The sequence below is a fragment of the Shewanella indica genome (genome assembly GCF_033842865.1).
GTDB classification, from domain to species: domain Bacteria; phylum Pseudomonadota; class Gammaproteobacteria; order Enterobacterales; family Shewanellaceae; genus Shewanella; species Shewanella indica.
The window spans coordinates 2,233,330-2,259,398 of the sequence record NZ_JAWXXR010000001.1; the positions used below are offsets into that span (position 1 = coordinate 2,233,330).

The 26,069-nt window shown below is 55.1% G+C and carries 28 protein-coding genes; 12 read left to right on the top strand and 16 right to left on the bottom strand.

Annotated features, from left to right (window positions below; translation table 11 throughout):
- Positions 1–106: 106 nt before the first annotated feature.
- The 5 genes from SIL79_RS10090 to SIL79_RS10110 all read left to right on the top strand — a co-directional run bounded on the left by SIL79_RS10090 (position 107) and on the right by SIL79_RS10110 (position 4,639).
- Complete coding sequence (locus SIL79_RS10090) at positions 107–1,537, top strand: sigma-54-dependent transcriptional regulator (protein WP_226684545.1); 1,431 nt, start codon at positions 107–109, stop codon at positions 1,535–1,537.
- Positions 1,534–2,868: a sensor histidine kinase gene (locus SIL79_RS10095; protein ID WP_319619236.1), complete on the top strand. Its 1,335-nt coding sequence runs from the start codon at positions 1,534–1,536 to the stop codon at positions 2,866–2,868. The genes SIL79_RS10090 and SIL79_RS10095 overlap by 4 nt, the downstream gene beginning before the upstream one ends.
- 209 nt (positions 2,869–3,077) lie before the next feature.
- Entirely contained in the window at positions 3,078–3,452 is a 375-nt protein-coding gene (locus tag SIL79_RS10100) for a curli production assembly/transport protein CsgE (RefSeq protein ID WP_226684543.1), read from the top strand.
- A gap of 12 nt (positions 3,453–3,464) precedes the next feature.
- A complete protein-coding gene (locus SIL79_RS10105; RefSeq protein ID WP_162206448.1) occupies positions 3,465–3,857 on the top strand; it encodes a curli assembly protein CsgF in 393 nt (130 codons plus the stop codon).
- Positions 3,854–4,639 carry a CsgG/HfaB family protein gene (locus tag SIL79_RS10110; protein ID WP_039034130.1) on the top strand — a complete coding sequence of 262 codons (786 nt, stop codon included), beginning with the start codon at positions 3,854–3,856 and terminating at the stop codon, positions 4,637–4,639. The genes SIL79_RS10105 and SIL79_RS10110 overlap by 4 nt, the downstream gene beginning before the upstream one ends.
- 191 nt (positions 4,640–4,830) lie before the next feature.
- On the opposite strand, the gene SIL79_RS10115 is transcribed toward SIL79_RS10110, so the two are convergent.
- Together SIL79_RS10115 and SIL79_RS10120 are read right to left on the bottom strand one after the other, a co-directional pair.
- Positions 4,831–5,445 (bottom strand): TetR/AcrR family transcriptional regulator, encoded by a 615-nt coding sequence (locus SIL79_RS10115; protein WP_162206447.1) that lies wholly within the window; start codon positions 5,443–5,445, stop codon positions 4,831–4,833.
- A complete protein-coding gene (locus SIL79_RS10120) occupies positions 5,442–6,890 on the bottom strand; it encodes a coniferyl aldehyde dehydrogenase (protein WP_162206446.1) in 1,449 nt (482 codons plus the stop codon). Before SIL79_RS10120 ends, SIL79_RS10115 begins: the two co-directional genes overlap by 4 nt.
- Before the next feature lie 199 nt (positions 6,891–7,089).
- Here SIL79_RS10120 and SIL79_RS10125 point away from each other — a divergent pair, with 199 nt between their 5' ends.
- Positions 7,090–7,473 (top strand): SpoIIAA family protein, encoded by a 384-nt coding sequence (locus SIL79_RS10125; RefSeq protein WP_039034132.1) that lies wholly within the window; start codon positions 7,090–7,092, stop codon positions 7,471–7,473.
- Between the two features lie 50 nt (positions 7,474–7,523).
- Here SIL79_RS10125 and SIL79_RS10130 read toward each other — a convergent pair whose 3' ends face one another.
- Positions 7,524–8,768: a lysozyme inhibitor LprI family protein gene (locus SIL79_RS10130; RefSeq protein ID WP_162206445.1), complete on the bottom strand. Its 1,245-nt coding sequence runs from the start codon at positions 8,766–8,768 to the stop codon at positions 7,524–7,526.
- Between the two features lie 89 nt (positions 8,769–8,857).
- Between SIL79_RS10130 and SIL79_RS10135 the strand changes: the two genes are divergently transcribed.
- Positions 8,858–9,289, top strand: coding sequence for a universal stress protein (locus SIL79_RS10135; RefSeq protein WP_039034134.1), 432 nt, complete (start codon positions 8,858–8,860; stop codon positions 9,287–9,289).
- Between the two features lie 25 nt (positions 9,290–9,314).
- On the opposite strand, the gene SIL79_RS10140 is transcribed toward SIL79_RS10135, so the two are convergent.
- Genes SIL79_RS10140 through SIL79_RS10150 form a run of 3 tightly spaced genes read right to left on the bottom strand, consistent with a single transcriptional unit; the run spans position 9,315 to position 11,936 of the window.
- Complete coding sequence (locus tag SIL79_RS10140) at positions 9,315–9,878, bottom strand: DUF924 family protein (RefSeq protein ID WP_162206444.1); 564 nt, start codon at positions 9,876–9,878, stop codon at positions 9,315–9,317.
- 25 nt (positions 9,879–9,903) lie between these two features.
- Positions 9,904–11,382 carry a PH domain-containing protein gene (locus tag SIL79_RS10145; protein ID WP_071476672.1) on the bottom strand — a complete coding sequence of 493 codons (1,479 nt, stop codon included), beginning with the start codon at positions 11,380–11,382 and terminating at the stop codon, positions 9,904–9,906.
- A 5-nt stretch (positions 11,383–11,387) separates the two neighbouring features.
- Entirely contained in the window at positions 11,388–11,936 is a 549-nt protein-coding gene (locus SIL79_RS10150) for a PH domain-containing protein (RefSeq protein WP_071476654.1), read from the bottom strand.
- Between the two features lie 226 nt (positions 11,937–12,162).
- Here SIL79_RS10150 and SIL79_RS10155 point away from each other — a divergent pair, with 226 nt between their 5' ends.
- The gene (locus SIL79_RS10155; protein WP_039034136.1) at positions 12,163–12,468 is read left to right on the top strand and encodes a winged helix-turn-helix domain-containing protein; all 306 of its coding nucleotides are present in this window, start codon (positions 12,163–12,165) and stop codon (positions 12,466–12,468) included.
- Between the two features lie 152 nt (positions 12,469–12,620).
- Here the strand turns inward: SIL79_RS10155 and SIL79_RS10160 are convergent, their stop codons facing one another.
- The 7 genes from SIL79_RS10160 to SIL79_RS10190 all read right to left on the bottom strand — a co-directional run bounded on the left by SIL79_RS10160 (position 12,621) and on the right by SIL79_RS10190 (position 17,825).
- Positions 12,621–12,956, bottom strand: coding sequence for a DUF2956 domain-containing protein (locus SIL79_RS10160; RefSeq protein WP_162206463.1), 336 nt, complete (start codon positions 12,954–12,956; stop codon positions 12,621–12,623).
- 150 nt (positions 12,957–13,106) lie between these two features.
- Complete coding sequence (locus SIL79_RS10165; protein ID WP_052248080.1) at positions 13,107–13,901, bottom strand: heme ABC transporter ATP-binding protein; 795 nt, start codon at positions 13,899–13,901, stop codon at positions 13,107–13,109.
- A gap of 56 nt (positions 13,902–13,957) precedes the next feature.
- Positions 13,958–14,977, bottom strand: coding sequence for a FecCD family ABC transporter permease (locus SIL79_RS10170; RefSeq protein ID WP_319619237.1), 1,020 nt, complete (start codon positions 14,975–14,977; stop codon positions 13,958–13,960).
- 2 nt (positions 14,978–14,979) lie between these two features.
- Complete coding sequence (locus SIL79_RS10175; RefSeq protein ID WP_186299997.1) at positions 14,980–15,819, bottom strand: heme/hemin ABC transporter substrate-binding protein; 840 nt, start codon at positions 15,817–15,819, stop codon at positions 14,980–14,982.
- 64 nt (positions 15,820–15,883) lie between these two features.
- On the bottom strand, positions 15,884–16,291 hold the full coding sequence (locus SIL79_RS10180; protein WP_162206440.1) for an ExbD/TolR family protein: 408 nt from the start codon (positions 16,289–16,291) through the stop codon (positions 15,884–15,886).
- Positions 16,288–17,004: a MotA/TolQ/ExbB proton channel family protein gene (locus SIL79_RS10185; RefSeq protein WP_052248064.1), complete on the bottom strand. Its 717-nt coding sequence runs from the start codon at positions 17,002–17,004 to the stop codon at positions 16,288–16,290. Before SIL79_RS10185 ends, SIL79_RS10180 begins: the two co-directional genes overlap by 4 nt.
- Before the next feature lie 14 nt (positions 17,005–17,018).
- Complete coding sequence (locus SIL79_RS10190; RefSeq protein WP_319619238.1) at positions 17,019–17,825, bottom strand: TonB family protein; 807 nt, start codon at positions 17,823–17,825, stop codon at positions 17,019–17,021.
- A gap of 431 nt (positions 17,826–18,256) precedes the next feature.
- On the opposite strand from SIL79_RS10190, the gene SIL79_RS10195 reads away from it, so the two are divergent.
- From SIL79_RS10195 to SIL79_RS10210, 4 genes are read left to right on the top strand one after another with little or no spacing between them, the layout of a single operon-like run.
- Positions 18,257–20,308, top strand: coding sequence for a TonB-dependent hemoglobin/transferrin/lactoferrin family receptor (locus tag SIL79_RS10195; protein ID WP_144360992.1), 2,052 nt, complete (start codon positions 18,257–18,259; stop codon positions 20,306–20,308).
- Positions 20,309–20,319: 11 nt separating this feature from the next.
- Positions 20,320–20,868, top strand: a complete 549-nt coding sequence (gene hutX, locus SIL79_RS10200) for a heme utilization cystosolic carrier protein HutX (RefSeq protein WP_405130414.1) — start codon at positions 20,320–20,322, stop codon at positions 20,866–20,868.
- A complete protein-coding gene (gene hutZ, locus SIL79_RS10205; protein WP_319619239.1) occupies positions 20,865–21,398 on the top strand; it encodes a heme utilization protein HutZ in 534 nt (177 codons plus the stop codon). The genes hutX and hutZ overlap by 4 nt, the downstream gene beginning before the upstream one ends.
- Before the next feature lie 32 nt (positions 21,399–21,430).
- Positions 21,431–23,263, top strand: coding sequence for an ABC transporter transmembrane domain-containing protein (locus tag SIL79_RS10210; protein ID WP_405130436.1), 1,833 nt, complete (start codon positions 21,431–21,433; stop codon positions 23,261–23,263).
- 2 nt (positions 23,264–23,265) lie between these two features.
- Here SIL79_RS10210 and SIL79_RS10215 read toward each other — a convergent pair whose 3' ends face one another.
- Genes SIL79_RS10215 through SIL79_RS10225 form a run of 3 tightly spaced genes read right to left on the bottom strand, consistent with a single transcriptional unit; the run spans position 23,266 to position 25,847 of the window.
- Positions 23,266–24,015: a PepSY-associated TM helix domain-containing protein gene (locus SIL79_RS10215; protein WP_162206437.1), complete on the bottom strand. Its 750-nt coding sequence runs from the start codon at positions 24,013–24,015 to the stop codon at positions 23,266–23,268.
- Positions 24,012–24,584 carry an FMN-binding protein gene (locus tag SIL79_RS10220; RefSeq protein ID WP_052248068.1) on the bottom strand — a complete coding sequence of 191 codons (573 nt, stop codon included), beginning with the start codon at positions 24,582–24,584 and terminating at the stop codon, positions 24,012–24,014. Before SIL79_RS10220 ends, SIL79_RS10215 begins: the two co-directional genes overlap by 4 nt.
- A 42-nt stretch (positions 24,585–24,626) precedes the next feature.
- Positions 24,627–25,847, bottom strand: coding sequence for a porin (locus SIL79_RS10225; protein ID WP_039034144.1), 1,221 nt, complete (start codon positions 25,845–25,847; stop codon positions 24,627–24,629).
- Positions 25,848–26,069 lie beyond the last annotated feature (222 nt).

A 26,069-nucleotide genomic window follows, 5' to 3' on the forward strand; every position in this document is an offset into this window, starting at 1 on the left:
GTCGACGGCATGGCCCATGCAGTTTGGCTCGCGTTGGCGGTAGCTTTAGGGTAGTTTTACTCATAATTTTTACAATAGATATAACAGGATGTAACAAGCAGGCATGATGGATACTGTACTCGTTGTCGATGACAATCAGGCCGTATGTCAGGCGTTGTCGCTGATGTTGGAAATTGCCGGTTACCGGCCGCTCAGTTGTCAGAGCCCTCAAGAGGCACTGTACTTTATCGAGCAAGAAGAGGTCAGCCTGGTGATCCAGGACATGAATTTCAGCCGCGACACCACCTCGGGGGAGGAAGGACGGGAACTGTTTCACGCCTTGCGCAGTCGTCAGCCGCAACTGCCAATCATCCTGCTCACCGCTTGGACCGAACTGGAAATGGCCGTGGAATTGATGAAGGCCGGGGCCGCCGATTATCTGGCCAAGCCCTGGGATGACAACAAGTTGCTCAACAGTATTGCCAACCTGATTTCCCTTTACAAGTTGCAACAGGATAACCAGCAGTTGCAACAGCGTGAGCAGCAACGGCAGGCGGCATTCGACGGCGCCGATCTCTGTGGTTTGGTATTTGCCAGCGCTGCTATGGAGCGCTGTGTTGATCTGGCGTTGCAACTGGCACGCTCGGATGTCTCTGTGCTGATCACAGGTCCCAACGGCGCAGGCAAGGATAAGCTGGCGGACATACTGCACGCCAATTCGCCGCTGAAACACAAGCCGCTTATCAAGGTCAATGTCGGCGCCTTGCCGATGGAGCTGATGGAGGCCGAGTTGTTTGGCGCCGAGGCCGGTGCATTTACCGGCGCCACCAAGGCCCGTATCGGCCGTTTCGAAGCGGCCGATGGCGGCACCCTGTTTCTGGATGAGATAGGCAACCTGCCGCTGTCCGGGCAGATAAAACTGCTGCGGGTATTGCAGACCGGCGAGTTTGAGCGCCTGGGCAGCCATCAGACCCGTAAGGTCAAGGTCAGGCTGCTGAGTGCCACCAACGCCGATCTGCGTCAGGACATTATCGAAGGCCGTTTTCGCGAGGATCTTTTCTATCGTCTCAATGTGGTGGAGCTGGCATTGCCGCCATTGGCGCAGCGCAAAGACGATATCTTGCCGCTGGTGGAGCACTTTTGTGCCGGCGCGGCCGCGGCCTTGAACAAGAGCGCGGCGTTGAGCAAGAGCCTTACGTTGGACAAGAGTGCCAAAGAGGCGCTGCTGGCCCACGACTGGCCCGGTAATGTACGCGAGTTGGAAAACGCCTGTAAACGCGCGGTTTTGCTGAGTCGCGGCGAGTCTTTGAGCTACAGTGATTTCGGTTTGGCTGCGGCAACCGCCTCGAAAGCTATTTTGGATTCAAGTGTCGGCCAAGCTGCAGAGAACCAAGGCCAACAAGCCGGGGCAGAGGAGCCGGGCAAGGCGGAAATAGAAGCAGCGCTGGCCGAGCACGGCGGCGTTATCGCCAGGGTTGCCAAGTCATTTGGCATCAGCCGTCAAGCGCTCTATCGGCGGATGGAGAAGTTTGGTATCGACGGCAAGAGGCAGGCATGACAGGAGGACTCAGTCTAAGACACAGGCTGCTGCTGGGCATGCTGCTGAGCACCTTGCTGGGTTTGCTGCTCGGGTGGGGTTGTCTGTTGTGGTTGGGGCCTGAATGGTTATGGCTGGCGGTAGTGGCAGGCTTGCTGGCAGCGCTGGGCATAGGGCTCAGGTTGACCCGAACCCTGGGTGACAGCCTGGCGGGGCTGGAAATCGGCATGCTTAACCTGATTGATCGAGATTTTAGTGTCTCGTTGCCGGACAGCGGCATCAGCGAGCTGGATAGACTGGCTCAACTGTTCAACGAGGCGTCGGCCCGACTCAGGCAGGAGCGGCAGCATATCTATCAGCGGGAATTGCTGCTGGATAAGGTCATTCAAAACTCGCCCAATATCATGCTGCTGTGCGATAGCGTGGGTCATATCATTTATGCCAACGACGCCGCCAAACATCTGTTCAATGCCAGGAAAGGCCTGGAAGGAAGCAGCCTCTCTGAGCTCAAAGCCAAGGTGAGCGAAGAGATGCGCCAAATGTTGGAGAGTGAGCGCGATGGCCTGTTCAATCTCGGCTTGCCGGAAGGCGAAAACCAGAGCTGGCACTTGAGTCGCGGCCAGTTCAACCTCAATGGTCAGCAGCATCAGTTGCTGCTGCTCAAGCAGATGACCCGTGAGCTCAACCGCCAGGAGGTGGCGGTGTGGAAGAAGGTGATCCGGGTAATCAGTCATGAGCTCAATAACTCGCTGGCGCCAATTGCCTCCATGGTCAACTCGGGTCGGCGCTTGACCACAGAGAACCGCGATCCCAAGCTGAGCCTGATCTTCGATACCATAGAAAATCGCACCAATCATCTGGGGCAATTTATCGAAGGTTATGCCCGTTTTGCCAAGCTGCCCAGCCCCAAAAAACAAGTTATTCCATGGGCCCGCTTGCTGCCTGAGTTGGCTGAGCATTACGCCTTTGTCTGCCACGAGCCCCCTAGGCTGACCTTGCTGGCCGATGAGGTGCAGCTGGAGCAGGTGTTGCTGAATCTGCTCAAAAACGCCCATGAGTCCGGCTCAGCGCCTGAGGAGATTGAGCTGCAGATAGCCAGCCGCTCCGGTTGGCGCAGCGATGCTGCCGACCCGGTTGCCGGCGTCAGTATCTGCGTGATGGATCGCGGCAGTGGCATGTCAGCGGAGGTGTTGTCGCAGGCGCTGTTACCCTTCTACTCCACCAAGCCCCAGGGCAGTGGCCTGGGACTGGCGCTGTGCCGGGAGATAGCCGAGGCTCACGACGGTCGCCTCAGCCTGCAAAACCGTCAGGATGGTGGCTTGCTGGTTCAGCTGTGGTTACCGCAACAGTGAGTCATACTTTCGTATGGTTTTTAACAGATATTGACTCAGCCGAAATAGCTATTTTCAGGTAAATACATTGCTGACGGGTGACTCGGTTCCGGCGCTGCTGTTAATGTAATGCTCTTGTTAATGGAATGGCCTTCAGGCAACAAAGGGAATTTTCGGGGACAATGCCGCACTCTGTCTTGTTATCCATGCGCTGTATCTTGTGCTTACTTATGCTGACACTTGCGTCTGCTCCGGCGTTGGCTGCAGCCGAGGCGGATGACATAGAGATCAGTGGCCTGGTCATAGACAGAACCCTGACCCGCTTTGGCAAGGATTTTGGTTTTTACTACTCGGGGTATTGGCGGGATCTGCCCTTTACCCAGGGATTCAATGTCACCCTTTACGAAACGGTTTTCCCTCAGGCCGGCACCTTGCTGACACTGGAGGTTAACGGTACCCGTATTTACCAAACCCATTTTGGCCGCAGAGCCAGTCCCATCAAGGAGCGGGCCGAACAGGCGATTCTCTTGACCATAGATTATATCGCCTCGGTCAGAGCCCAATCCATGACAGGGGAATTGGGATCCCATTGGGATGGAATTTAGGAAGCAAGCACAATGACACTCAGGATGTTAATCGCAGCCGGCGCCTTGCTGGCTTTTTCGGGGCAGGCCACCGAACTGGTCTATACCCCAATCAACCCCAGTTTTGGTGGTAACCCTCTCAACGGTTCGTTTCTGCTGAGCAAGGCCCAGGCCCAAAATGACAATCAGCCCAGCGGCAATGAAAAGGATTTTGTTACCCGCTTCAAGGAGTCGCTGGAGCGTAACATTATTAACTCTATCACCCGTGGTGTGGCCGACGGTGATATCACAGATGGCGTTTATGATACGGGTGACTACCGCGTCGAAGTGGCTTCTACCGGCAGCGGTGTGATGTTGACCATTACCAACCTGCTTTCCGGCGAAGTCACAGTGATAGAGATGCCTATTTATGGAGGTAATCCATGAGGTGGCTGGCATTGGTTTCACTGTTACTGCTGGGGGGCTGTAGCCTGGTTCCCAAGCCTGATTTGAATATCAATGAGGCCCAGGTAAATCCCTTGAGTGAAACCATGAAGGCGCTGCAGTCGCGTCCCGGGCCGCGTTTCCCTATCCCGGTTGCGGTTTACTCTTTCCGGGATCAGACCGGGCAATATAAGCCCCAGGCCAATGTCAGTTCCTTCTCGACCGCAGTGACCCAGGGTGCCACTTCCATGTTGGTGCAGACTCTGCTGGACTCCAGGTGGTTTACCCCTGTGGAGCGGGAAGGGCTGCAGAACCTGCTGACCGAGCGCAAGATCTCAGGTAAGCAGCAGGGGCGCAATAATGAAGTGCCGACCCTGACCAATGCCAGGCTGCTTCTGGAAGGTGGGATCATCAGCTATGAAACCAACGTGGAAACCGGCGGCAGTGGCGTGGAGTACTACGGCATAGGCGCCTCCGAGCTGTACCGGGAAGATCAGGTGACCATATATCTGAGGGCGGTGGATGTGCACACAGGTAAGGTGCTGATGTCGGTCAATACCACCAAGCGGGTGTTCTCTCAGGAGATGCGTGCCGGCCTGTTCCGTTACACCAGTTTGAACCGCCTGGCCGAGGCCGAAGTGGGCTTTACCACCAATGAGCCGGTACAGTTTTGTGTGTTGCAGGCGATAGAACTGGCGGTCTCCGAGCTTATCGACAAGGGGAGCCGCATGGGGTACTGGAGCGCCGAGGCTTCGGGCGACGACAACAGCCTGAGTCAGGGATAAACAGCTTGAGCGAGAGAGTAACAGCTTGAGCGATAGGTCAACCTCAGTTTGTTGATTTTTAAAAAGAAGGGCCCGCAATTGCGGGCCCTTTGTTTGACTAACTCCAGGGCGTTCATTTCAGCTGGCTCATTTCAGGAGGCCGATTTCAAGAGCCAGGCTTGCGGCTGCCATTGGGGTTTGACTCCGAAGGGCTAGGCTGCAACACCGCGCCAGAACAGGCGAAAGCTGGCGTCTCTGGCCTCTCGGGTGGCCTTCTGAGGCTGGTTGCAGAAGCAGCGTGCCGCCGCCAGGAACTGGCTGTGGCAAGCTTCCAGCAACAGTTCTCTGGGTAAATCTGCCAGAACCCCTTGGTTGATGCCTTGCTCCAACAGTTCAGCGATAAAGCCGAGAATGCCATGCATCGCCTGCTGCCGGACCGCTTCACTGACACTGGGCGACATGGCGTATTGCACAAAGAAACTCAGCTTCAGAGGCTGCGCCAGCGCCCAATCGAGCCCGGCCTGCCAGAGCATTTCTGCCCGCTGCGGCAATTCAGTGATGCTTGCCGGCGTCTTTGGCAAACTTGCTGAAATGGCGTTGGCAAACTCTGTCTTGATAGCCAGAAACAGCTGATCCATCAGGGTTTCTTTACTGCTAAAGTGATGGAACAGGGTGCCTGTGGCCACGCCGGCGTGGCGGGCTATGCTGGCGGTCGAGGTGGCATAGAAACCTTGCTCGACAAACAGTTGCAATGCGCTGCCCAGGATCTGTTGCTTCTTGTCCTGTTTGCTGCTTATTGCCCGGGCAGCTTCGCTGCTGCGCTTCATCTGAGAAACACCTTAAGCAGCAGCTTCTGGATCCCCTTGCCGTAGGGAGGATGCACCAGTTTGCCGGTATTGAATCGCCCCCGGGACAGCACAGTGCGGGCGTGACTGAAGGTGCGAAACCCTTCCTGGCCGTGGTAGTGCCCCATGCCGGACGGACCTATGCCTCCGAAGGGGGCATCATCGGCGGCTACATGAAACACGGTTTCATTGATACAGACGCCGCCCGAGTGGGTTTGGGACAATACCTTTTGCTGCACTTCTTTATCGAAACTCATCAGATACAAGGCCAAAGGTCTGGGGCGCGCCTTGATATAGCTGAGCGCCTGCTCCAGCTCTTGATAACTGACCAAGGGCAGTAAAGGGCCGAAGATCTCTTCCTGCATCAGTTTCATATCATCGCTGACCTTGGTCAGCAACAAGGTGGGCCATTTGCGCTGTTTGGCGCTGGGCAGTTTGCTGAGTGGTTGCTCGCGGTCGGCGGCAAATACCTGTGCCCCTTTGGCGGTGGCATCTTCCAGGAGGGCGACCAGCCTGGCGGCCTGACGTTCGTTGAGTATCTGGCCATAGTCCGGGGTGTTGTCAAAGTCGGGATAAAACTGCTGGAAGCGGCGCCGATAGGCGCTAATAAACTCAGCCTCTTTGCCACTGGGGCAGAGAATATAGTCGGGGGCGACACAAATTTGCCCGGCGTTGAGACACTTGCCGTAGATGAGGCGCTCTACCGCCGTCTCCATGGGCATGTCCCGGGCGATTAACACAGGGGACTTGCCTCCCAGCTCCAGGGTGACAGGGGTGAGATTATCGGCCGCCGCGCGCATTACATGGCGTCCTACCTGAGTCGAGCCGGTAAACAGCAGATGATCGAAGGGCAGGGCGGAGAAACTGGCGGCAATCTCGGCTTCCCCTTCAATCACACAGACCTCGGAGCCATCGAAGACTTCGGCCAGCAGGGAGCGCAGGGCGGCATTGGTGTGGGGAGTAAATTCAGACAACTTCAACATGGCGCGGTTACCGGCGGCAATCACTGTTGCCAGCGGACTCAAGGACAACATGATAGGAAAGTTCCACGGCACTATAATACCCACCACGCCTTTGGGTTGATACTCCACCCTGACGCTGGCCGGGGCCAGCAATAATCCGGCATGGCGGCGACTGGGTTTCATCCAGCCTTTGAGATGCCTGAGGCTGTAGTTGATCTGGGTAACGACCGGCAGTATGTCGGAGATCAGGCTATCGTCGGTCGATCTGTGGCCATAGTCGCGACTGAGTGCATCCGTGAGGGCTTGCTGGTGTTTCAACAAGGCTTGTTTTAACGCCTTGAGCTTGACCTTGCGCTCGCCAAGGCTTGGCATGGGGGCGGCATTGAAAGCCTGGCGCTGCACGGTGAATTTTTGCAGTAATTGCTGATTTTCCACTGTGAGCGGCTCTGGGTTAACAAGCGACATTTTGCCTCCTTCGGCAACCATTAAGCTGCTTTTAAAATAACCGACTGATTAGTCGGTCTAATGTTAGTTCAGTCTGCGCCTATTGGCAATAACCGGGCTATATTTGATATGGATCACAGAATGCGTTACGGTCGCCAACTAGACTGAAATCGAATAGATGGGGCTTTGTTTTTGAAATCGTTGACATAAGGAATTGATGATGAGCTTGAACATGCATGGTATTTCAATCGGAATTGAGCGTTATGGTGATGACGATTTCTTTGTCACCATGAAAGCCGTGGGAAAACTGACCCACGAAGACTATGAATATATGGTGCCTATGCTGGAATCGGCGATATCCGGTGTGAAGGATCCGGATATTTACGCCCTGCTGGATGTTACCGAAATGGATGGCTGGGAAGCCAGAGCCATGTGGGACGATCTCAAGCTGGGGATCAAGCATGGGCGCCATTTCGAGAAGATTGCCATCATAGGCAATACCAGTTTGCAGGAATGGATGACCAAGATGGCCGACTGGTTCACTCCCTTAGATGTGAAGTTCTTTGTCGACCGTCTCGATGCCATCGACTGGCTGAAAGACTAAACCGTCTTGCCATGAAATGCCCGCGACCTGTGAGGAGGCGCGGGCGTTTTTTATTGCCATTCCAACAGGGCTTTGAGCTGCTCGCTGCGCTCTTGAGTCAAGAGCGCCTGCCACTCCTGCTCAGTGGTAGAGCCTTCAAGTGCGGCAAATAGGCGCGCATTGCTGTCGCGGTATTTAAGCCATAACCGCTGCACCGCGCGAAGGTCTTCTTTGGTCACTTCAAACATATAAAGCTCGGGATCATCTGCCGGGCGCAGTTTCTTCATCAAGGCGCGGTACACCTGGTTGAGCGCTTTGTCGGCGCTGGCAAAGTCAGGGAAAGTGTTCACCACTTGCTCTTCGTTACTGAGCATTTCCAAACGTGCCAGATAGTTTTGCCGCTGCTCGCTCTGGGAGCCAATAATAAAGGCGCTGCGACCGCTGCCGCCATGACCTTCCTCCCTTGAGGTTTTCGCTTGCAACCACAGCTCGAACGCACGGTTGGCCGACTCAAGTAATTTAAGCGGCGCTAATCCCAGGCGTTGTTTGATATTTTGGTTGATCTCTTCTTGTTTGGCGAGGCGTTGCTGCTCCAGCCGCTGCTCTTCCCGTGAGGCACAAAAGCCCATTCCCATGCCGCTGGTAATCGCGCTGCAGAGATCAAATTCAGTGGTCTGTTTGGCACCGGGGTCGAGTTTGAGCCTGTCTTTGACGGCGATATCCAGCTCGGCCGGTACCTCGGCGCCATAGCAGATGAGCTGCAGTACCTGGCGGTCATAATTGTTGCCATCTTGCAGTTTGGAGAGATTCTCGGCCTGTTGCCACAAACGATAGCTATAGCCTTCCTCTAAGGGCGCGCTCAGAGCCTTAAGCCGGTTGAAATCGGGCTTGTCGGCATAGATGCAGGCATCCAGCGTGGTTTGATAGTCGAAGCTAAAGTCCGGGTGGTGAATTCGATACTGTTTTAACACCTCGGCCAGCCTGAGCGGGTCGGCACTGTTTGTTGAGCCGCCGCGGGTCAGCAGGCGCTCTGTCAGGTAATAGAAGGCCTTGGGGTGACCGGCCCTTGCAGCCTGGCTTAAATGGGCTATGTCTTCGGCCAAAGGTAAGGAATAACTGTAGCTCAGCATGAAGTGGGCTTCGCTGCTGCCAAGGGCCGCGGCTCGTTCAAAGAGCGGCTTGGCCTGTTGGCTCTGTCCGGCTTGTTGCAGCGCCTTGGCTTCTTCTACCAGACTGGCGGCATCCTCGGCGTAAACCGGGGTAAAAATAATCACCAATAGGCTTACGGTTGTGGCTAAATGGAGTAAAGTATTCATAGGGTGCTTAAAAGTTTTGCAATATAACTTGTTGATATTATTCGGCAGGTATCTCATTAGTCGATACCCGTCGTGTCAAGGAGGTCGCTATGCGTAACAAAGATATCCTCTGGCCCACTGATTTCAGTGATACAGCCGCCAACGCATTGAGATATGCTATTGAAATGGCTAATCTTTACCATGTAGGACTGCGAATTTTGCACGTGGTGGATCAACCTTTCGGTGATGAAAACTATCAGCTGTTGATCATCACTCCGGAAGAACTGGCACAAACCATGGAGAAGGCCGCCGCCGAGAAGATGCATGAGTTGCTGGCCAAGCTGAAAAGCCCGCTGAAGATTGAAACTGTGATTCGCCGTGGTGACGCAGTTGATGAGATCCTGGCGGAAGCCGAGTCTGCCGATGTCGGTATGATAGTGATTGCCAGCCATGGTCGCAGTGGTCTGGCCCATTTCCTCAGCACCAATGTGGCCGAGGCCGTGGCCAACAAGGCAAGCTGTCCCGTGCTGGTGGTGAAGTAGCAAGTCGATGCCGCTTGAATGAGCACTAGAACGAGGAGCCGGGCTGCTCTAGAAAGGTCAGCTCCTCGGCGGTCGACTCTCGTCCCAATATGGCATTGCGATGGGGATAGCGGCCAAACCTGTCGATAATCGCCTTGTGTCTCAATTCAAAGTCATAGTTGTCCTTGGTCTGTTCCGAGGTGAATAGTTCCAGGGCTTTTTGATGGATAAGCGCCGACTCGCTGTGCATAAAGGGCATATAGAGGAATGCCAGCATAGGGGCTTGCAGCTGTTTGTCGGCGCCTATGCTGATAGCCTCCTGCGCCAGAGCCAATGCCATGGGATCGGCACTGAAGGCATCGGGAGTGTCGCGGTGAATGTTGCGCGAGAACTGATCCAGCAGCAAAATTTCCGCCAGGCGCCCTTGTGGCGTTTGCCGCCAATGCCACAACTCGCCCTGACGGGCCGCATTGAGCAAGGCGCCGAAACGACGCTCAATTGTTTGGTCAAACTCAGGATCCTTGACCCACCAGGCCTTGGGGTTTATCTCTTCAAACCAAAAATGGATTATCTGTTGTGGCTTGTACTCGGACGCGATTTGAGCTGACATGACAATTCCTTCTATTGACCTGAGATTAAATCCAGTTGCTGTGATCATGGGCGATAAGCCCAAGGGTTTGCGCCGCGATATCCTGCGCCTTGGCCAGCGGGATCGCAGGTAGCGTCAGTTCACCGCTGGCCAGCCCCAGTTTGAGGCTGGCGAGGCCTCGGCGTTTTTGTCCCCGGCTTTGGATCAGCTGCAGATGTTGCACCTTGTTCAGCGACACCAATAGCCAACTGTGGCTTAGGATCCCTTTGTGGATCCAGAGATCGTTTTCAATCCGCCAAAATCCCCATTGACGATAGCGTAGGTAAAGCGCCGGGACAGCCATTACTCCTGCCAGTAATAGTAGCCAAACTTCTGTCGTCAGACCCCAAAACGCCCATGTCAACGATGCGGGAGTTAAGCACCACAGCGCCCTATAGTAAAACCAGCTCGGGTGAATGGGGTGCCAACGATTGGGAATACGGTCGGCCTTGCTGCTTCTTTGGTTGAGCCTTTTCAGCAGGCGATGCACTTCGCCGCTACCGAGAGATGGCACCAACATGTGATTGCTGTTGCCCCCTTCCACTTCATTGCCTTTTACCTGCTTGAAGCTCAAAGTCCAGCGTTTCAGCCAGCGGGCCAGCAATGGCTGCTGCAAACTGATGAGTTGAATCCTGTGCTGCTTGAGTATGTCTTGCTGGTGGGACAGCAGGCCGCCGCTACGCTGTAATGTTTCCTGCTCCTGGGTCAGGCGATAGGGGGCATATTTCAGCAGCGCCGCGACTATTGAGATCAAGGAAAACAGCAGATAGCCAAGGAGCAGAAGGCCGACAAGGAACCCCAGCTCCAGCAGCAGGTTGCCGCTTACCTGCTGCTGATGCCAGTCGAAGACTTGTGTCAGCCCGAGCTCCATCAGTTGACTGCCTTCGAGCTGGCTGAGCACCGGACCTGCGATGACGGCAAACCAAACAAAATTATTCTGATACAGACCAAAGAGCGCCAGCTCGGCCAGGGACTTCTTCACCAGTAAGCGGGAGTTTGGCGGTGCAGAGGTGGCGGCGCTTTGGTCTGTGTCGGCCTGTTTCATCAATTGCCGCCTCAGTGACTCGGCCTGAACTTGGGTGACTGCGCTTAAGCAGGCTTCATCCTTGGCTGAACCCGCAGTTTCCACTATCAAGTTACCCAGTCGCAACGGCTTAAAGTAAAAAGGCTGTTCCAGACGCACATTTTGAATTCTATCTACCGGCAGTTCGACTTTGCGCCTGAACAGGGCGCCGCTGTGGACCTCGAGTTGCCCTCGAGTCAAGCGATAACGGAATTTACGCCAGCTCAACAGCCCATGGGCAAAAATGATTACCAGGGTCAATACCAGCGCCAGTGGCAGCCAAACGGAGTCAAATCCCTGCTGCCAGCCGGTATAGAGGATAGGCACCAGGGCATAGCCGTTGCTGAGGAAGTGCTTTAGGCTGGAGAGGCTGAAACTGATGATTGCCCAAGGCGAGAGCGAGTGCCAGTCGGCTTGCTGCACCTGGTTCAATTCGGCGTCTCCATTGAGGTGCCACTGACATTTTTACTCGCCAGAGACAGCAGATGTTGGCGCAGCGCTTCGGCTACTTCATTCTCCAACCCGGGCAGGCTGACCTCGGCCGCCGAACTGCCGGCACTGTAGCAGCGCAAACTTGTCAGTCCGAAATGGCGCTGCAATGGTCCCTGAGACAGGCTCACATGTTGCAGCCTGCTGGCCGGCATGGCGGTATGGCTCTGCCACCAAAGCCCTTCACGTAGCAAAATGCCGTATTCACAAACGCCATAACCCATGGCTCCGGCTTGTTTTTGATTGAGCCAGATCTTGAATCCCAAAAGCAGCAGTGCCAGCGTGACCGAGATGATGACTTCAAGACCACTCAGCTTGGCGCTGAGCAGTAAAGCAGGCACTAGCAGCAGTATGATCAGTGCCATTAGCAGCAGGTTTTGCCACAGCAATTGTTGGCGGTAGCGGGGAGACAAAGGGGTTAAGGGTTGGCTGTCAAAGCCTAACCACTGTTGCTGTGGCAGGGGCGAGTGGGGCGAGCGGATATCCATGTGCTTTGAGTCCTTGGGGCATTGACTCGACTATAGCAATAGAGAGTTTGTCGCTTCAAGCAGCCAGCTCGGATGGCAGAGACTTGATGCAGTTCCAGATCCTGAGCGATTGCACTTGTGTTAACAACTGGATATCAAGTAGTTTGGTTGCAAGACTTTGTTGCCTGTGTGGTGCTCGTTTTCTCAAACGCGCCGCTACTGGCTGTAAACCATCAGGACGATGAGTATGTTCCAAGCCGATAAGGTATCCAAACAGCAAACCGCCTTTTTACGTAAGCTCTATCTGGCCCACCTGATAGACGATAGCCAACATAATCTGTTGTCCTTACAGAAGGAAACCGGCATGCCGCGCCGCACCTTGCAAGATGCCATTGCCGCCTTCGGCGATATAGGTATTCAGGTGGACTTTATCCAGGATGGCCGCCGGAATAACTCAGGGCACTACCACATCCGCACCTGGGGGCCGATTAACAGCGCCTGGGTCGGTACTCACCTGGAGCAGATACGCACCTTGTTGTTTAGCGACATCTGAGCTTCTCTGTTGCCATTAACCGTCAGGAAGTTCGCGGATTATCGTATCTTAAATCATGCCGCAACTTGTTCGTGTGTGGCTGAACTCACTGTGAGGAAGCTATCTTTATAACCTTATCAGTTCTCCAGCTCAGCATTAAGTATTTGATAAGTTTATATAAAAATAAACCAAATCCAGCTTAAAATCAGCAGTATCCAAGGTAACAAGAGTTGCCATTTGGGGATGTGGCTTGAAGGCATTTCGCTTGCCTCTACACAGTCATCTTCGTCGTGCTGGAGTTTCTTTTTCTGTCTAAGCTCTTGCTTGCGCGCCTTGTCTCTTTCTCTGGCCTTGGCCTTTTGTTGCTTCTTGTATTCGGCAATGCCTTTCTCTATGCCCTGGGCAATGAGGCGGGTTTGCTCCTTGGTCTGCCCCGCCTTTTGAGTGGCTTTGGCCATACGCATGGCTTCGGTTTGGGTTTCGTTGGAAATCGTTGGCTTCTTGTTCATCTCTGATGGGGTTGATGACTGACCCAAGGATTATACTTGCCTGCTTGACGTTCTGACCACAGACGGCTTCACATCAAAGGTGTTTGTTGGTGCTGAATTTGTTCTGGGTCATCTTATGGCAGGGTTCATACTGCATGGGCTTTGATAGCTTCAAAAATAGAGTCTCTGTCCCTGCGCGTCGGCGAAGGTGCCCGGTTCATAGTGCCAGACCCTGGAAATCAGTTCAGGCGTCAAAGCCTGTTGGGGCGGCCCCTGTACCAGGAGTTTACCTTTGTCCATAACCAGCAATTGATCAGCATAGTGACTGGCCTGGTTGAGGTCGTGCAGCACGGCCAATACAGTGTAGCCCTGCTCATGTGCCAGCTCTCTGGCGAGCCGCAGTACTCTGTGTTGCTGGGCCAAATCCAGTGCCGAGGTGGGTTCATCCAGCAAGAGTACAGGCGAGTGCTCGGCCTGGGCCAATTGAGTCAAAACCCTGGCCAACTGAACCCGCTGGCGTTCACCGCCGGACAGTGCCGGATAGTTGCGCTCACTCAGATGAGCCAGGTCCAGACGCCAAAGTTGCTGCTCAACCAGTTGGGCGGCATCTCTGGCACTGAGACTGAGAGGATACAGGCCCATGGCTACCACTTCACGAACGCTGAAGGGAAAGCTGAGACTCGAGTGTTGCGGCAACATGGCCAGATGCCTGGCCAAGGCTTGCTTCGGCCACTGCCCAAGAGGCGAGCCGTGAAGGCTTATCCGCCCGGCATCGGCCTTGAGCTCCTGGGTCAACAGCCTTAGCAGACTGGACTTGCCGGCGCCATTGGGCCCCAGCAGAGCGTAAAATTGACCGCTTTGCAGTCGGCAACTGACATCGGTCAGCAAGGGCTTGTTGTCGACTCTGGCATGGAGATGTTTGAGCTCCAGTACTTGCTCAGTAACTGCGGTGGACTCAAATGGCATGGCTGTCTGTGCGGCAGTTGTCGTGGTCACGGATTCAAGTGAAGGCATGGAGTACCTCAATAAAGCTTACGTCGCTGACTCAGCAGCAGATAGAGGAAGAAGGGAGCGCCGAGCAGAGCCGTCATCAGGCCGACAGGGATCTCCGCCGGTGACATCAAGGTGCGGGCCCCTGAGTCGGCCAAGGCCAGTAGCACGGCGCCGAGAATGGCACTCAGCGGCAGCAGTTGGCGATGATCCGGCCCCTTGAGCAGTCGCACCAGATGCGGTACCACCAGTCCGATAAAACCTATGATGCCGGTGGCCGCCACGGCAACACCGACACCCAAAGAGCAGAGTAAGATCAACTTCAACTTGAGCCTGTCTACCTCTATGCCCAGATGACGCGCCTCGGATTCGCCCAGCAATAGGGCGTTGAGCGCCAATGCCTGTTTGTTGAACTGCCAACTCACCAAGGCCAGTACCGGCAGACAGATAACTACGGATTGCCAACTGGCACCGGCGATGGCTCCCAACTGCCACAGGCTAAGATCCCGCAGTGCCATGTCGTTGGCAAGGAAAGTCAGCATGCCAATTCCGGCACCGGCCAGGGCGGTAATAGCCACCCCGGCCAGCAAGAGTAACACCACTGAGGTGCTGCCACCTGAAGTGGCGAGCCGGTAAACCAGTAAACTGGTTGCCAGACCGCAGAGAAAAGCACCAAGGGGGACGGCATAGCTGCCAAGATGCGGCAGCAGCACTATACAGATGGCGGCTCCCAGCGCCGCGCCCGAGGACACACCTATGATGCCTGGGTCAGCCAGAGGGTTACGAAACAGGCCTTGCATTACGGCGCCGCACTGTGCCAACAGGGCGCCGACAATCAGTGCCAGCAAGGTTCTCGGTAGACGGACATTTTGCACTATCAGGGCATTGGCTTCCTGCCCGGCGGCGACTGAGCCAAGCAGGGAGTCGATTATATCGCTCAAGCCTATGGTCACTGGCCCTGTTGTTATCGAGAGCAACGCGGAAAACAGCAGCAGGCTGGCGAGTCCTGGCCAGAGCCAGGGGTGACGGTGGGTGGGCAGCACGGCAGCCATGATTATTGCTCCAGCAGTTCCTGATTCAGGGACTCGGCCGCTTCAATGGCGGAGATACCCAATCCCCCGAGTAAGGCCTGAGGTTGAAGATCCCGGATCAAACCGGCTTTTCCGGCCGGAGTATGGGCCAGTAGCGGCATGCTCTTTAGTAGCTTATCGGCTTGAGGTTCGGGTTGCTCGCTGGCGCTTGAGAGTAAAATCAGCTCTGGCTTGAGCGCCAGAATGCCTTCCTGAGACAGGCTGCGGTAGCCGCTGAAGTCGGCGGCGTTGGTGGCACCGGCTAGCTGGATAATGATATCGGCGGCCGTATCGGTGCCGCCGACTCTGGCGGGACGCTCTGACTGCAGCAACATAAACATGACTCTGGGAGGATGTTCGAATTTGGCCGCAGATTGCGCCAGCTGCTGTAACCTGCCACCCAGGGTATCGGCCAGTTCGGTGGCGGCTTTCTCCTTATTCAGGGCCTTCCCCAGAGTGAGAATATTTTGCTGTAGTTGCTCGGCGGTATCGGCCGCCTTCAGGGTGATAACCGGCACACCGGCCTGTTTTACCAGGTCTATGCTGCTGGTAGGTCCCATCACAGAGGTGCCAATCAGGAGATCCGGTTTTTGCGCCAATATGCCCTCGGCTGACAGCATTCTGTGGTAGCCGAGTCTTGGCAGTTTCAGCGTCTTTGGCAGGGCGCTACTGGCGTCGACAGCCACCAGTTGTGGGGCGGCATCCAATGCCAGCACCAATTCAGTGACACCGGCACCGGCACTGATCACTCGCTTGGGGGGCTCTTCAGCGGCAAAAAGCGGCATGGCGAGCAGGCCACAGAGAAAGATAAGAGAATTTTTCATTCTAGCTCCAAAATAATTCAGGGACTCATCGCCACAGACTTGTGTCTGAGGTTTCATCAGGTGTTTAGGGTTCCATCAGGACCCGGGTCTGGCTGATCTCCAGCCGTTGCAGCAGACTCAGCAGTTGCATCAGCGGCTGGACTCTTGCCTCCTTGTCGGCGGCTACCACCAAGGTCAGCTCGGGATTGTCGGCCAGCGCTTGAGTCAGGGCCTGCTCGAACGCGTCGAACCGGGCAAATTTTTGTTCATTGAGTGCCCAGAACGGCGCCTGGGGTAACACGCTGACCGTCAATTGAGTCTGCGCTTGTGGGCTCAAAGTGCTGGCGCTGTTATCCGGCACTTCAATCGGCAGGCTCAATAACCTGGGGTTGGCTGTGAGCAGTAAAAACACCAACACAATGAAGATGATGTCTATCAAGGGGGTTAGATCCAGGCCGCTATCCAGGCCATGCTCTTCCTTAATTTCAATCATGACAGCGGCTCCGGATGGCGCCGCTTGCCGTTGACACCGGTGAGCTTGGTCAGGTTGAAGGCGGCGTAATCATTGTCTTCGCCCTGCAGCGGAACCCCTTCCAACCAAAGGTTGAGATGATTCAGTACATGGGCGCAGGAGGCCACTGAACGCTCGGCCCAGAGTCCGAACAGCTGCGCTCCCAATAACGCGGGTACAGCGATCAACAAGCCGGCGGCTGTGGTGTACATGGCTAATCCCAAGCCCGAGGCCAACAAGGCCGGAGTGATACTGTCACTCTGATTGGCGCCAATATCGTTGAACATCTCCACTAGCCCCAGCACAGTGCCGAGTAAACCCAGAAGCGGGCTGATGGTACCTATGTATTGCAACAACTTGAGTCCAGCGTGGAGTTTGCGCTTCTCCCTTGCCAGCCAAAGTGACAACAACTCTTCCCGCAGCGCCTTGGGTTGTGCGGCCTGCCTCAGCAAATGGCGGGCACCGCAGGAAATCAGTCCCCGGTTATCTTTCAGGCGTTCAAGCAGGCTGTCACTGCTTTCATCCAGTGTGCCGTTGCGTAATTCGCCGAGCCAGGATTGGCGCCTGAACAGGCTGGGCAACAAGATGGCAAAGCGCTCCAGTAATATCATCAGGGTCAGAAAGGCGCAGATGAGCAAAGGCCAGGTAAGAGCGCCTAGTTGCTGGTGCAGGCTTTGGTACAAATTTAATTCCATCGTGTCTCCAACTGTTAATTAAGGGCGAAGCGAACCGGCACCCTGACTTTGAAACGAGCCGCTGAAGCTTGGGAAGGAATGCTGAACTGCCAGTGGCGTACGGCGGCCAATGCCGCTTCATCCAAAATGGCATAGCCTGAGCTGCTGACGAGCAAGGCGTTTTGGGTTCTGCCCTGGTGATCAAAGAAGATGTCTACCAGAGCCGTGCCTTCAAAGCCCCGCTTGCGGGCGAGTCTGGGGTAGCTCGGCGGCGTAGGCGGGCTGGCAAATACAGGCTCAGCCAGCTCTACTGTGTGATTCAGCCCTGAGGTGGCGGCAGTTTGAACCGGTGACGAAGGAATAGCCGGCTTATCTTCACGTGGCTCAGGTTCTGCTCGCGGAGTCGATGGGGCGTGTTTCGGTTCAGATTTCTCTGCTATCTCACGCGGCTTTTCCTGAGTCGGTTGTGGCTTGCTCATCTTTGAAGTTTGTTTCTGACTCGCTTTGAGCGGCCTGGTTTTGAGCAGCTTTGACTTTGGCGGCTCAGGTTTCGCCACATTCTGTTTCAGCGGTTCTTGATGTTGAGGGGCTTTATGTTCAGCTTCTTTATGCTTAGCGGATGGGGCGTTTGCCGCAGGGTGGCTTTCGGCGTTAGCAGCCTGGTTTTGAGTCTGTACTGAGGCAGTTTGGGACGCTGCAGCAGGGGCTACGCTGAAACTCAGTTGCAAACCGCCCTTGGTGGGCATTACCAAAGGATCTGGGGTGGCTGTCTGAGAGGCCAATACGGCACTCTGAAGTGACAATGCCATGAGCGCAAAACCACAATAACGCTTGGGGGTCACGCCGTTACTCCTGTTTACAACCGCTTGTTGCGGCGGGTGAATGTTCAAATTCAACTAAGCAATGACCCATAAGGCTCAATGCTGTTCTGTCTTGGGTCGGCTCTGTCCCTGAGCCGCCACCATTCCATGGTTCCTGCCTTTACCGTCTGGCCAGTTTTTACCGTTTGGCTGGCACCGTATTTCGTACCGAAAAATGGCTTGGCTTCCCGAGTAACTTCCCTTTCTTCAGATTAAAATATATTAGAGTAAATAATATTGCAAATGATAATAATTACTATTTGATCATCTTCTAAAGTTAAGCTAGAGTGCCGCCTTAAGTGGTGTTGTCCCGGGCTTGCTGTTTGCCCTTGGGCTCAATTTATTTTCAGTAATGCCACTCCCATGAGAAAGGCTGGAGATACAGCCTGATAATCTGTTTGAGGATTAAGATGATGAATAGAAAACCGCTGGTTATGGCTATTACTCTGGCATTGGGAACCCCCCTCCTGAGTCTGGCCGCTGTTGCCGAGCAGGTGAAAACAGCTGAATTTGATGAAGTGCTGGTAAGTGCTACCCGCATTCAGGAGAAAGTCTCTGAATCCAGCCGCAGTGCTGCGGTTGTCGGTGAAGAGCAGTTGGCCGAGAAGCAGGGCAACTCGGTGGCCGAAGTGCTCAAGACGGAAGCCAACATCAATATCGCTAATGGCCCCAGGGCATCTGCCCAGCAGGTAGAAATTCGTGGTCTCAGTGGCCAGAGGGTATTGCAGACCATAGATGGTGCCAGGCAAAACGCCAGTGCCGGCCACAGAGGCACCTTCTTTATGGACCCTGAGCTGCTCAGTTCTGTTGAGGTGGTACGTGGCCCGGCTTCCAGCCTTTGGGGCAGTGGCGCCATAGGCGGTGTGGTATCGCAAAACACCAAGTCGGCCAGAGAGATGCTCGACGAAGGCCAGAGCTTTGGTGGCTATCTCAAGCAGGGCTATGAAACCAATGGCCAGCGCAGCAAGAGCAGTGGTGCCATTTATGGAGCCAAGGGCAGTATCGACTGGTTGTTGAACGGCAGCTACAGCGACGGCGACAACATCAAGGCCGGTAATGACAATACCCTGGAAAACAGCGCCAGCCGTAGCCGCAGCGGCTTGGCCAAGTTCGGTTGGCAGTTGGATGAGGCGCAAAGGTTGCAACTTTCCGGCAGGATCAATGAGATCTTTGAAGCCGTGCCCAGTAATCCGGCCACAGGTGTCAGCAACAGTGTGCCTCTGGTGCGCCGTGACAGCAAAGATTCCAACCTGACCCTGGACTACAGCCTGGCACCAAGGGGCAACGCCCTGCTGGATCTGGATGCCAAGTTCTATTGGAACAAGACGGATTATGATGAGAATCGCCTGACCAAGGGCCAGTTCGACACCACAGAATATGAAACCCTGGGGTTCAGTATTGCCAATCGCAGTCAATGGCAGGGGCTCAAATTAACTTATGGTCTGGACGGCTACCGCGACCAGATAGAAACCTTCCGTGATGACAGCGGCCAGAGCGGTCAGCGTCCCGGCAACATAGATGGTGAGTCTCGGGTGTGGGGCGCTTTCGTTGCCGCCAATATCGCCCTGGGGGAAAACTGGTCATTGGATCCGGCGCTGCGTTACGACAGCTTTGAAAACGAAAGCAATAACCTGGGCCATTCCAGTGATGACGATGCCTTGTCTCCCTCGTTGGCACTGGTGTGGAAGACTGCGCCTTGGCTGACACTCAGCGCCCGTTACGATGAAGCCTTCCGCGCGCCATCAGTGGAGGAGATGTACTCCAGCGGTACTCATTACTGTATTCCTCCCATCCCTAACTTTTTGCCCAACGGCCTGTGCAATACCTTTGAGGTCAATGAAAACCTCAAGGCTGAAAAGGCCAAGAACAAAGAATTGAAGGCCGATATGCGCTTTGCCGAGCTGGCGGGCAACGATGAACTGGCGCTGAGCCTGAGTGTATTCAGAAACGATGTCGATGACTTTATCGAGCAGCGGGTGACCAATCCACTGCACGGCATTCCCAGACTTGAGCAGAACACCCGCTGGGATAACGTCGACAAGGCCAGACTGACTGGCTTTGAACTGACAGGAAAGTATCGCATCAATCAGACCCGCTTATCGCTCAGCTATGGTCAGACTGAAGGTAAAGACAGGCATGACGGGGGCTATCTGGCCAATATTCCGGCCAACAAGTTGGTGCTCGACTTGTCGCAGGGGATCATGGCGGGCGATATGAAGCTGGGAACCCGGGTCAGCTATAACGCCAGTCAAGACAGGGTGCCCAAAGATAACCCGGTTAACCGCTACCAGGACTACACCCTATGGGATGTGTATCTGGCTTGGGAGCCTGCCATGGGGACCTTCGAAGGGTTGCGGGTCGACTTTGCCATTGAAAACATTGGCGATGAAGAGTACATCCAAGCCTGGCAAACCCTGATGGATCAAGGGCGCAACTTCAAGCTCTCGGCCCGTTACCGTTTCTGATGGAGCAACAGATGCAGATAAGCGATACAACAAGGGCGGCCGCTGGCCGCCTGCAGATAGCCGCCGCCATGCTGGAACACCCCGAGTGGTTGCCGGCCGATGCCGCCGCTAATCTGGGGATTTCAGAGCTTGAGGTGGTGCAGGCATTACCGGCCGAGCAGCAGCAATTCTTGCCGCTGGAGTGGCTGGAAGCCCTGTTGCAGGCACTGCCTGAGTGGGGTAAGTTGACCACCATAGTCACAGTTGCCGGGCAGATATTTGAATTCAAAGGCGACTTCCCCAAGGGAAAGACGGCTCATGGCTATTTTAACCTCTACAGCAAGGGAGATGGCCTGCATGGCCATCTGAAATTGGAGAATTTCAGTGCCATTGCCTTGATAAGTCGTCCATTTCGGGGCACTGAAAGTCATTCGATTAATTTCTTCGGCCCTGATGGCGCCATCGTTTTTAAGGTCTATTTGGGCCGGGATCAACAACGCAAGCTGCTGCCGCCACAGTTGGCACTGTTTGCCGACTGGCGTCACCGTGGTGAAGTGGCTGCCCAAAAGGGGGAAATATGACCAGTGAAAACCAACGCCTGCAGGAAAAACTGCTGCCGGAAATCGAAGAGTTCAAACAGGGGCGTACCACCTTGCAGTTGGCGACCCAGGATGCCAACGGGATCCCCAACGCCAGTTATGCGCCGTTCGCGCTGGCCGATGATGGTTTCTATATTCTGGTAAGCGATCTGGCGCGTCACGGTATCAACCTTAAACAGTCACCGCGGGTATCTGTGATGCTGGTGGAAGACGAAGCCGAGGCGCGCAGCGTGTTTGCCCGCCGCCGCCTGACCTTTGATGCCGCCGCCGAGCTGATAGCAAGAGACGGCCCGAGCTTTGCCAAAGGGGTACAGGTGTTGTCCGGGCGCTTCGGTGAGATGATAGATAACCTGGCGGCCTTGACCGATTTCAACTTGTTTAAGCTGGTGCCCGAGCGCGGTCTCTATGTCAAAGGCTTTGGCCAGGCGTTCAGTCTCAGCGGTGCCGAGTTGTTGGATGTCAACTGGATGCGTGATGGTCACCATGGAACGCCCAAGGCCGTACCTGCCTGAGCTGGACTCATCGGCGCTTTGGCGCCACAATCCTGATTAACAGTCATTGTCTGGATTTTCTCTTGTCTGCTCCTCAAACCTCTTCGGCTCGGATCCTGCCCTGGATCCTGAGCTTTCTTAAGCCTTATCGTTTGCGGGTTGCCCTGGCGCTGCTGTTTCTGCTGCTGGGGTCATTGGCCTGGCTGGCCCTGGGGCAAGGGGTTCGCTTGATAGTGGATGAGGGCTTTATGGCCGACAACTCGGGGCGCCTCAACGAAATTGTATTGCTTATTCTGGGGATCACCTTGGTCAGTGCTGTGGCCGTGTTCTGCCGCTTTTATCTGATGACCTGGCTCGGTGAGAAAGTCAGCAACGATATTCGCCGCTTGGTGTATCACAGGTTACTGGAACAAAGCCCGGTGTTTTTCGCCCGCTTGCGCACCGGGGAAATCATCTCCCGCTTTACCGCCGACAGCACTCTGTTGCAGACAGTTATAGGTTCTAGCCTGTCGATGGCGCTGCGATCTTCAGTGACCACTATGGGTGGCTTGGTGATGATGGCTTTTACCAGCATCAAGCTCACGGCCTTGGTGCTGCTGGCCGTGCCGCTGGTGTTGGTGCCTGTGGGCTTACTCGGGCGGCGGGTACGCAAGCTTGCGCGCACCAGTCAGGACAGTGTCGCCGATCTCGGCGCCTATGTGGATGAAACCTTGCATGAGATCCACACGGTACAATCCTATGGTCACGAGGCTCGCGATCGCGATAATTTTGACGGCTACCTGGCGGCGGTGATGCGTGCTGCCAGTGGTCGCATCCGCTATCGCTCGGCACTGATCTCCTCTGTCATGTTGCTGACTATCGGTGCCATAGTGGCTGTGACCTGGGTGGGGGCCAGAGACGTAATGGCCGGTGTGGTCAGCGCCGGTGAGCTGTCGGCATTCATGTTTTACGCCATGATGGTGGCGGGCGCGGTGGCCACCATAAGCGAAGTGATAGGTGATATTCAGCGGGCCGCCGGTGCCAGCGAACGCTTGATGGAGCTGGCCGAGTCCAAGGCAAATATTGCCGAGCCGGCCAAGCCGCTGGCGCTGCCCAGTCCGCTCAAGGGGGAACTCAGAATAGAGCAGCTGAGTTTTGCCTATGATGAGGGCGCAACTGTGCTTGAGGATCTCAATATCCATATTCAACCCGGTGAACGGGTGGCTTTGGTTGGGCCCAGCGGTGCCGGCAAGAGTACGTTGTTTCAGCTGCTGCAGCGTTTCTATCAGCCGAGTTGCGGCCGCATTCTGCTCGATGGTGTCGATATCGCTTCTGTATCATTGGCGAGCCTGAGGGCACAGTTTGCCCTGGTGCCCCAGGAGTCGGTGATCTTCGCCACCAGTGTGCTGGAAAATGTGCGTTATGGCCGCCCGGAGGCCAGCCTGGAAGAGGTGGTTGCCGCCTGCAAGGGCGCCAGAGCTCATGAATTTATCAGTGAGTTTACCCAGGGGTATAACACCTATTTGGGTGAGCGTGGCGTGCGCCTTTCCGGTGGTCAAAAGCAGCGAATTGCCATTGCCCGCGCCATCTTGGCCCGCAGGCCTTTACTGCTGCTCGATGAAGCCACCAGTGCCCTGGATGCGGTCAGTGAAGTCAAGGTCAAACAGGCTTTGGATGAGTTGATGGCGGGACAAACCACTCTCATCATAGCCCACAGATTGGCGACAGTGCTCAATGCCGACCGTATTCTGGTGCTGGAGCGGGGGCGATTATTGGCCAGTGGCAGCCACAGCGAGTTGATGCAAACCAGCCCGCTGTACCGTGAATTTGCCAGTCTGCAGTTGCTTGCGCCCGATGGCCTGGCCGGGAGCTCAAACGAGCCCGGGCAGGCATCATCGCTGGCTTGATCTCAGCGCTTCTGTTTTAAATAAATGATCAGGCCAGTCACGGCCAGCAACAATAAGGCGATCGCCGCCAGATCCATCAGATAACTGCCGGCAGCGCCGAAGATCCGGCCGCTGTGCAGATCCAGAAGAACCCTGTGCCAGGACAGGCGACTGGCGCGAATATCTCCGAGCAACTGCTGCGTTTGTATCTTTGCCCCTTCGAGTGGTTTTATCCAGGGGAGGGCAACCAGGCTGCTGGCCGCTTGCCAATCCAACAGTTCGCTGTCGCTGCGATATTGGCCCCGGGATGTTTTCAGCCAGACACCGCCGGGCTCGACTGCCATGGCGTTTATCTGCGGCGGCAAACCTGTCAGCTCGGTTTGGGTTTCCAGCACAGCAAGATCCTGGCTCAAAATTGTCAAACTGTTTCGGGTCAGCAGTAGCCACTTGTCTTCAAAGGGGGCTATGGCCAGTATCTCATCGGTTTGCTCGGCTAGCGGCGTGCCGGCTATCCAGGCCTGTCCCTGACTGCTGCCCGCCAGCGGCTGGGCTTGCCAGACTTTGACATCTTCCGGGGCGCCAATGCCGTAATAGTCTTGCAGCCATTGCCAGTGCACGCCTTGGGATAGGTTCAGCTCACGGCCGTGATTCAAAGCCAGGCCGGTCAGAGTCAGCAGCAACACAAGCACACTGCTGATGATGCCAATACGTCTGTGCCAGGGGCGCAGGGTGCGCAGGAGACGGACTCGAAAGTCCGGATGTTTACGTGTCATCTGGGCTCGCTGTTTTGTTGCAGGCTGTGTTGTTGCAGATCGTGTTGCAGGCTGAGTTGCCGGTCAAGATAGAGGGCGATGCGGGCCAGTTTGGTCAGGGCCCTGACGGAAAGTGTCGCTCCGGTAATGCCATCTATATGTTTGTCCAGCTGTTTATCTTTTGTGAGTGTTGCCGATTTAAATTGGTCGGTAAAGAAGTCGTGCCTGACTTCATCGCCGCGGCTCTCGCGGTAGATAAGCACCTTGGTGCGATAAATCTGCCCATGGCGCACCTGAATACCCACAGTGATTGGCGCTTCTTTACCTATCTCCTCGAGGATCCAGACAGTGTCGTCTCCCTGCTGCCAATAGCGGGTACGCAGCGGCCGAAAATCGTGGGCCAGTATCTCTTCTATGACCTGGCGTTGCTCGGCGCTGAACCAAAAGACTTTGGCTTTCGCTTGACCTTTACCTTGGTTTCCCAAGGCCTGGGTGACAAAGTCTGCCGGGCTTTGGTAAACGCTTTGCGCCGCCTGGGTTTGAGTGAATGGCAGCAAAAACAGCGAGAGTAATGCAATAAGAGTCTTCATAAATGCCTCAATGAGGGCGCCCCAGAGGGCACCCAAAGATCATCAGAACTGATAACCTACACCCAGATTGAACCCATCTGAGTCTGACTTACCGCCACGTTTTTCGTAGTCGGCCTTGAACACCACATTCTCGTGCAACCAGTAGTTGATACCCACATTGGTTTGGGTTTCTTTGGTGTCTTGATTGTCACCGGCGTTGTTGTCCCATTCGTTGTAGCGGGCGAAAATTCCGAACTGCTCGTTAAAGCGGTAGGACGGTTCTATGTACCAGCCATTTTGCTTGTCGCGGCCCAGGGCTTCGGCTTCAAATCCATCTATGTCCCACTCGGCATAGAGGGCTCTGATACTGAAGTTTTCTAGGTGGTAGATAGCATGCGCCGACCACATCAGGGCCGAGGCGGTGTCTACACTGGCTTCGCCTTGAGTCAGATCCGATTGGTACTGCACCGTCGCGGCCAGCTCCAGGCCGGGAACGGCTGTGTATTTCACCCGGCCGGTATAGGCCAGATCGTCAGCCTTGGCCTCGGAAACCTTTTGGCGACCGCTTCTTGGCTTATAGGCATTTTTACCTGTGGTAGGGACATTCAGACCCGAGGTCACGGCCGCATCGAAGGCCAGTCCGGGAGCCGCCTGGATATTCATTGCCAGACCCGCTTCCCACCAGGTAGCCGGGAGTATGTCTTTCTCAACCGGGTTGCGCTCGACACCATAAAATGCCGGTGGCTCGTGGGTTTCATTGATGATGCCAACCGGCATCAGGAACAGACCCGCCTTGGCAGTCAGGGCTTGGTTGAAGTCGTGCTCTATGTAGGCCTGCTCCAGCTCGACTTCACCATTTTGACCATCACCTGAGATGGAGTGCTCCACTTCCAGCTCGGAGAAGAAACGGGTGTCTTCGGTAAACTCATGGCCGAAGAAGAGCACGAAACGGTGGAAGTCGAACTCTTTCTTATCCTCGCCCAGCTTGTTGTCTATGTTGTTGTAGTGCAGCTCACCATAGCCGCCGATAGTGGTGGCGGTTTTTTGCGGCGTGGCATCTACCACCTCGGCGGTCTGTTCAACCCGCTCAGCGGTTTGCTCGACACGCTCGGCAGTTTGTTGCTGACGCTTTTCGGTTTCTGCCAGACGGCGCTCCAGATCCTTGAGGACCTTCTGCTGCTGTTCGATGATTTTGCGCAGCTCCTGAGTCTCGTCCGAGGCGAATGCCTGTGGGCCGCACAGGGCTGTCAGTAGCGCACTGGCAATGAGAGTTTTCTTGATCATCTTGGTTCCCGTTGTGATGTTACTGTTGTTGAAATCGAGCGAATTCTAGCAATTGATTTAATAAATGCAAACGATTTGCATTTATTGTTGTGATCAAAATTAACAAATGTCAGCGTCTGTAAACCGAGTTGTTATTGTTGAGGTTTTGCCTGAAAAACTGGCTTTACAAAGTAAGCTTTTGATCTTTTAAGCAAAGTAGTAAGGCTGTATTTGAGTTATCCA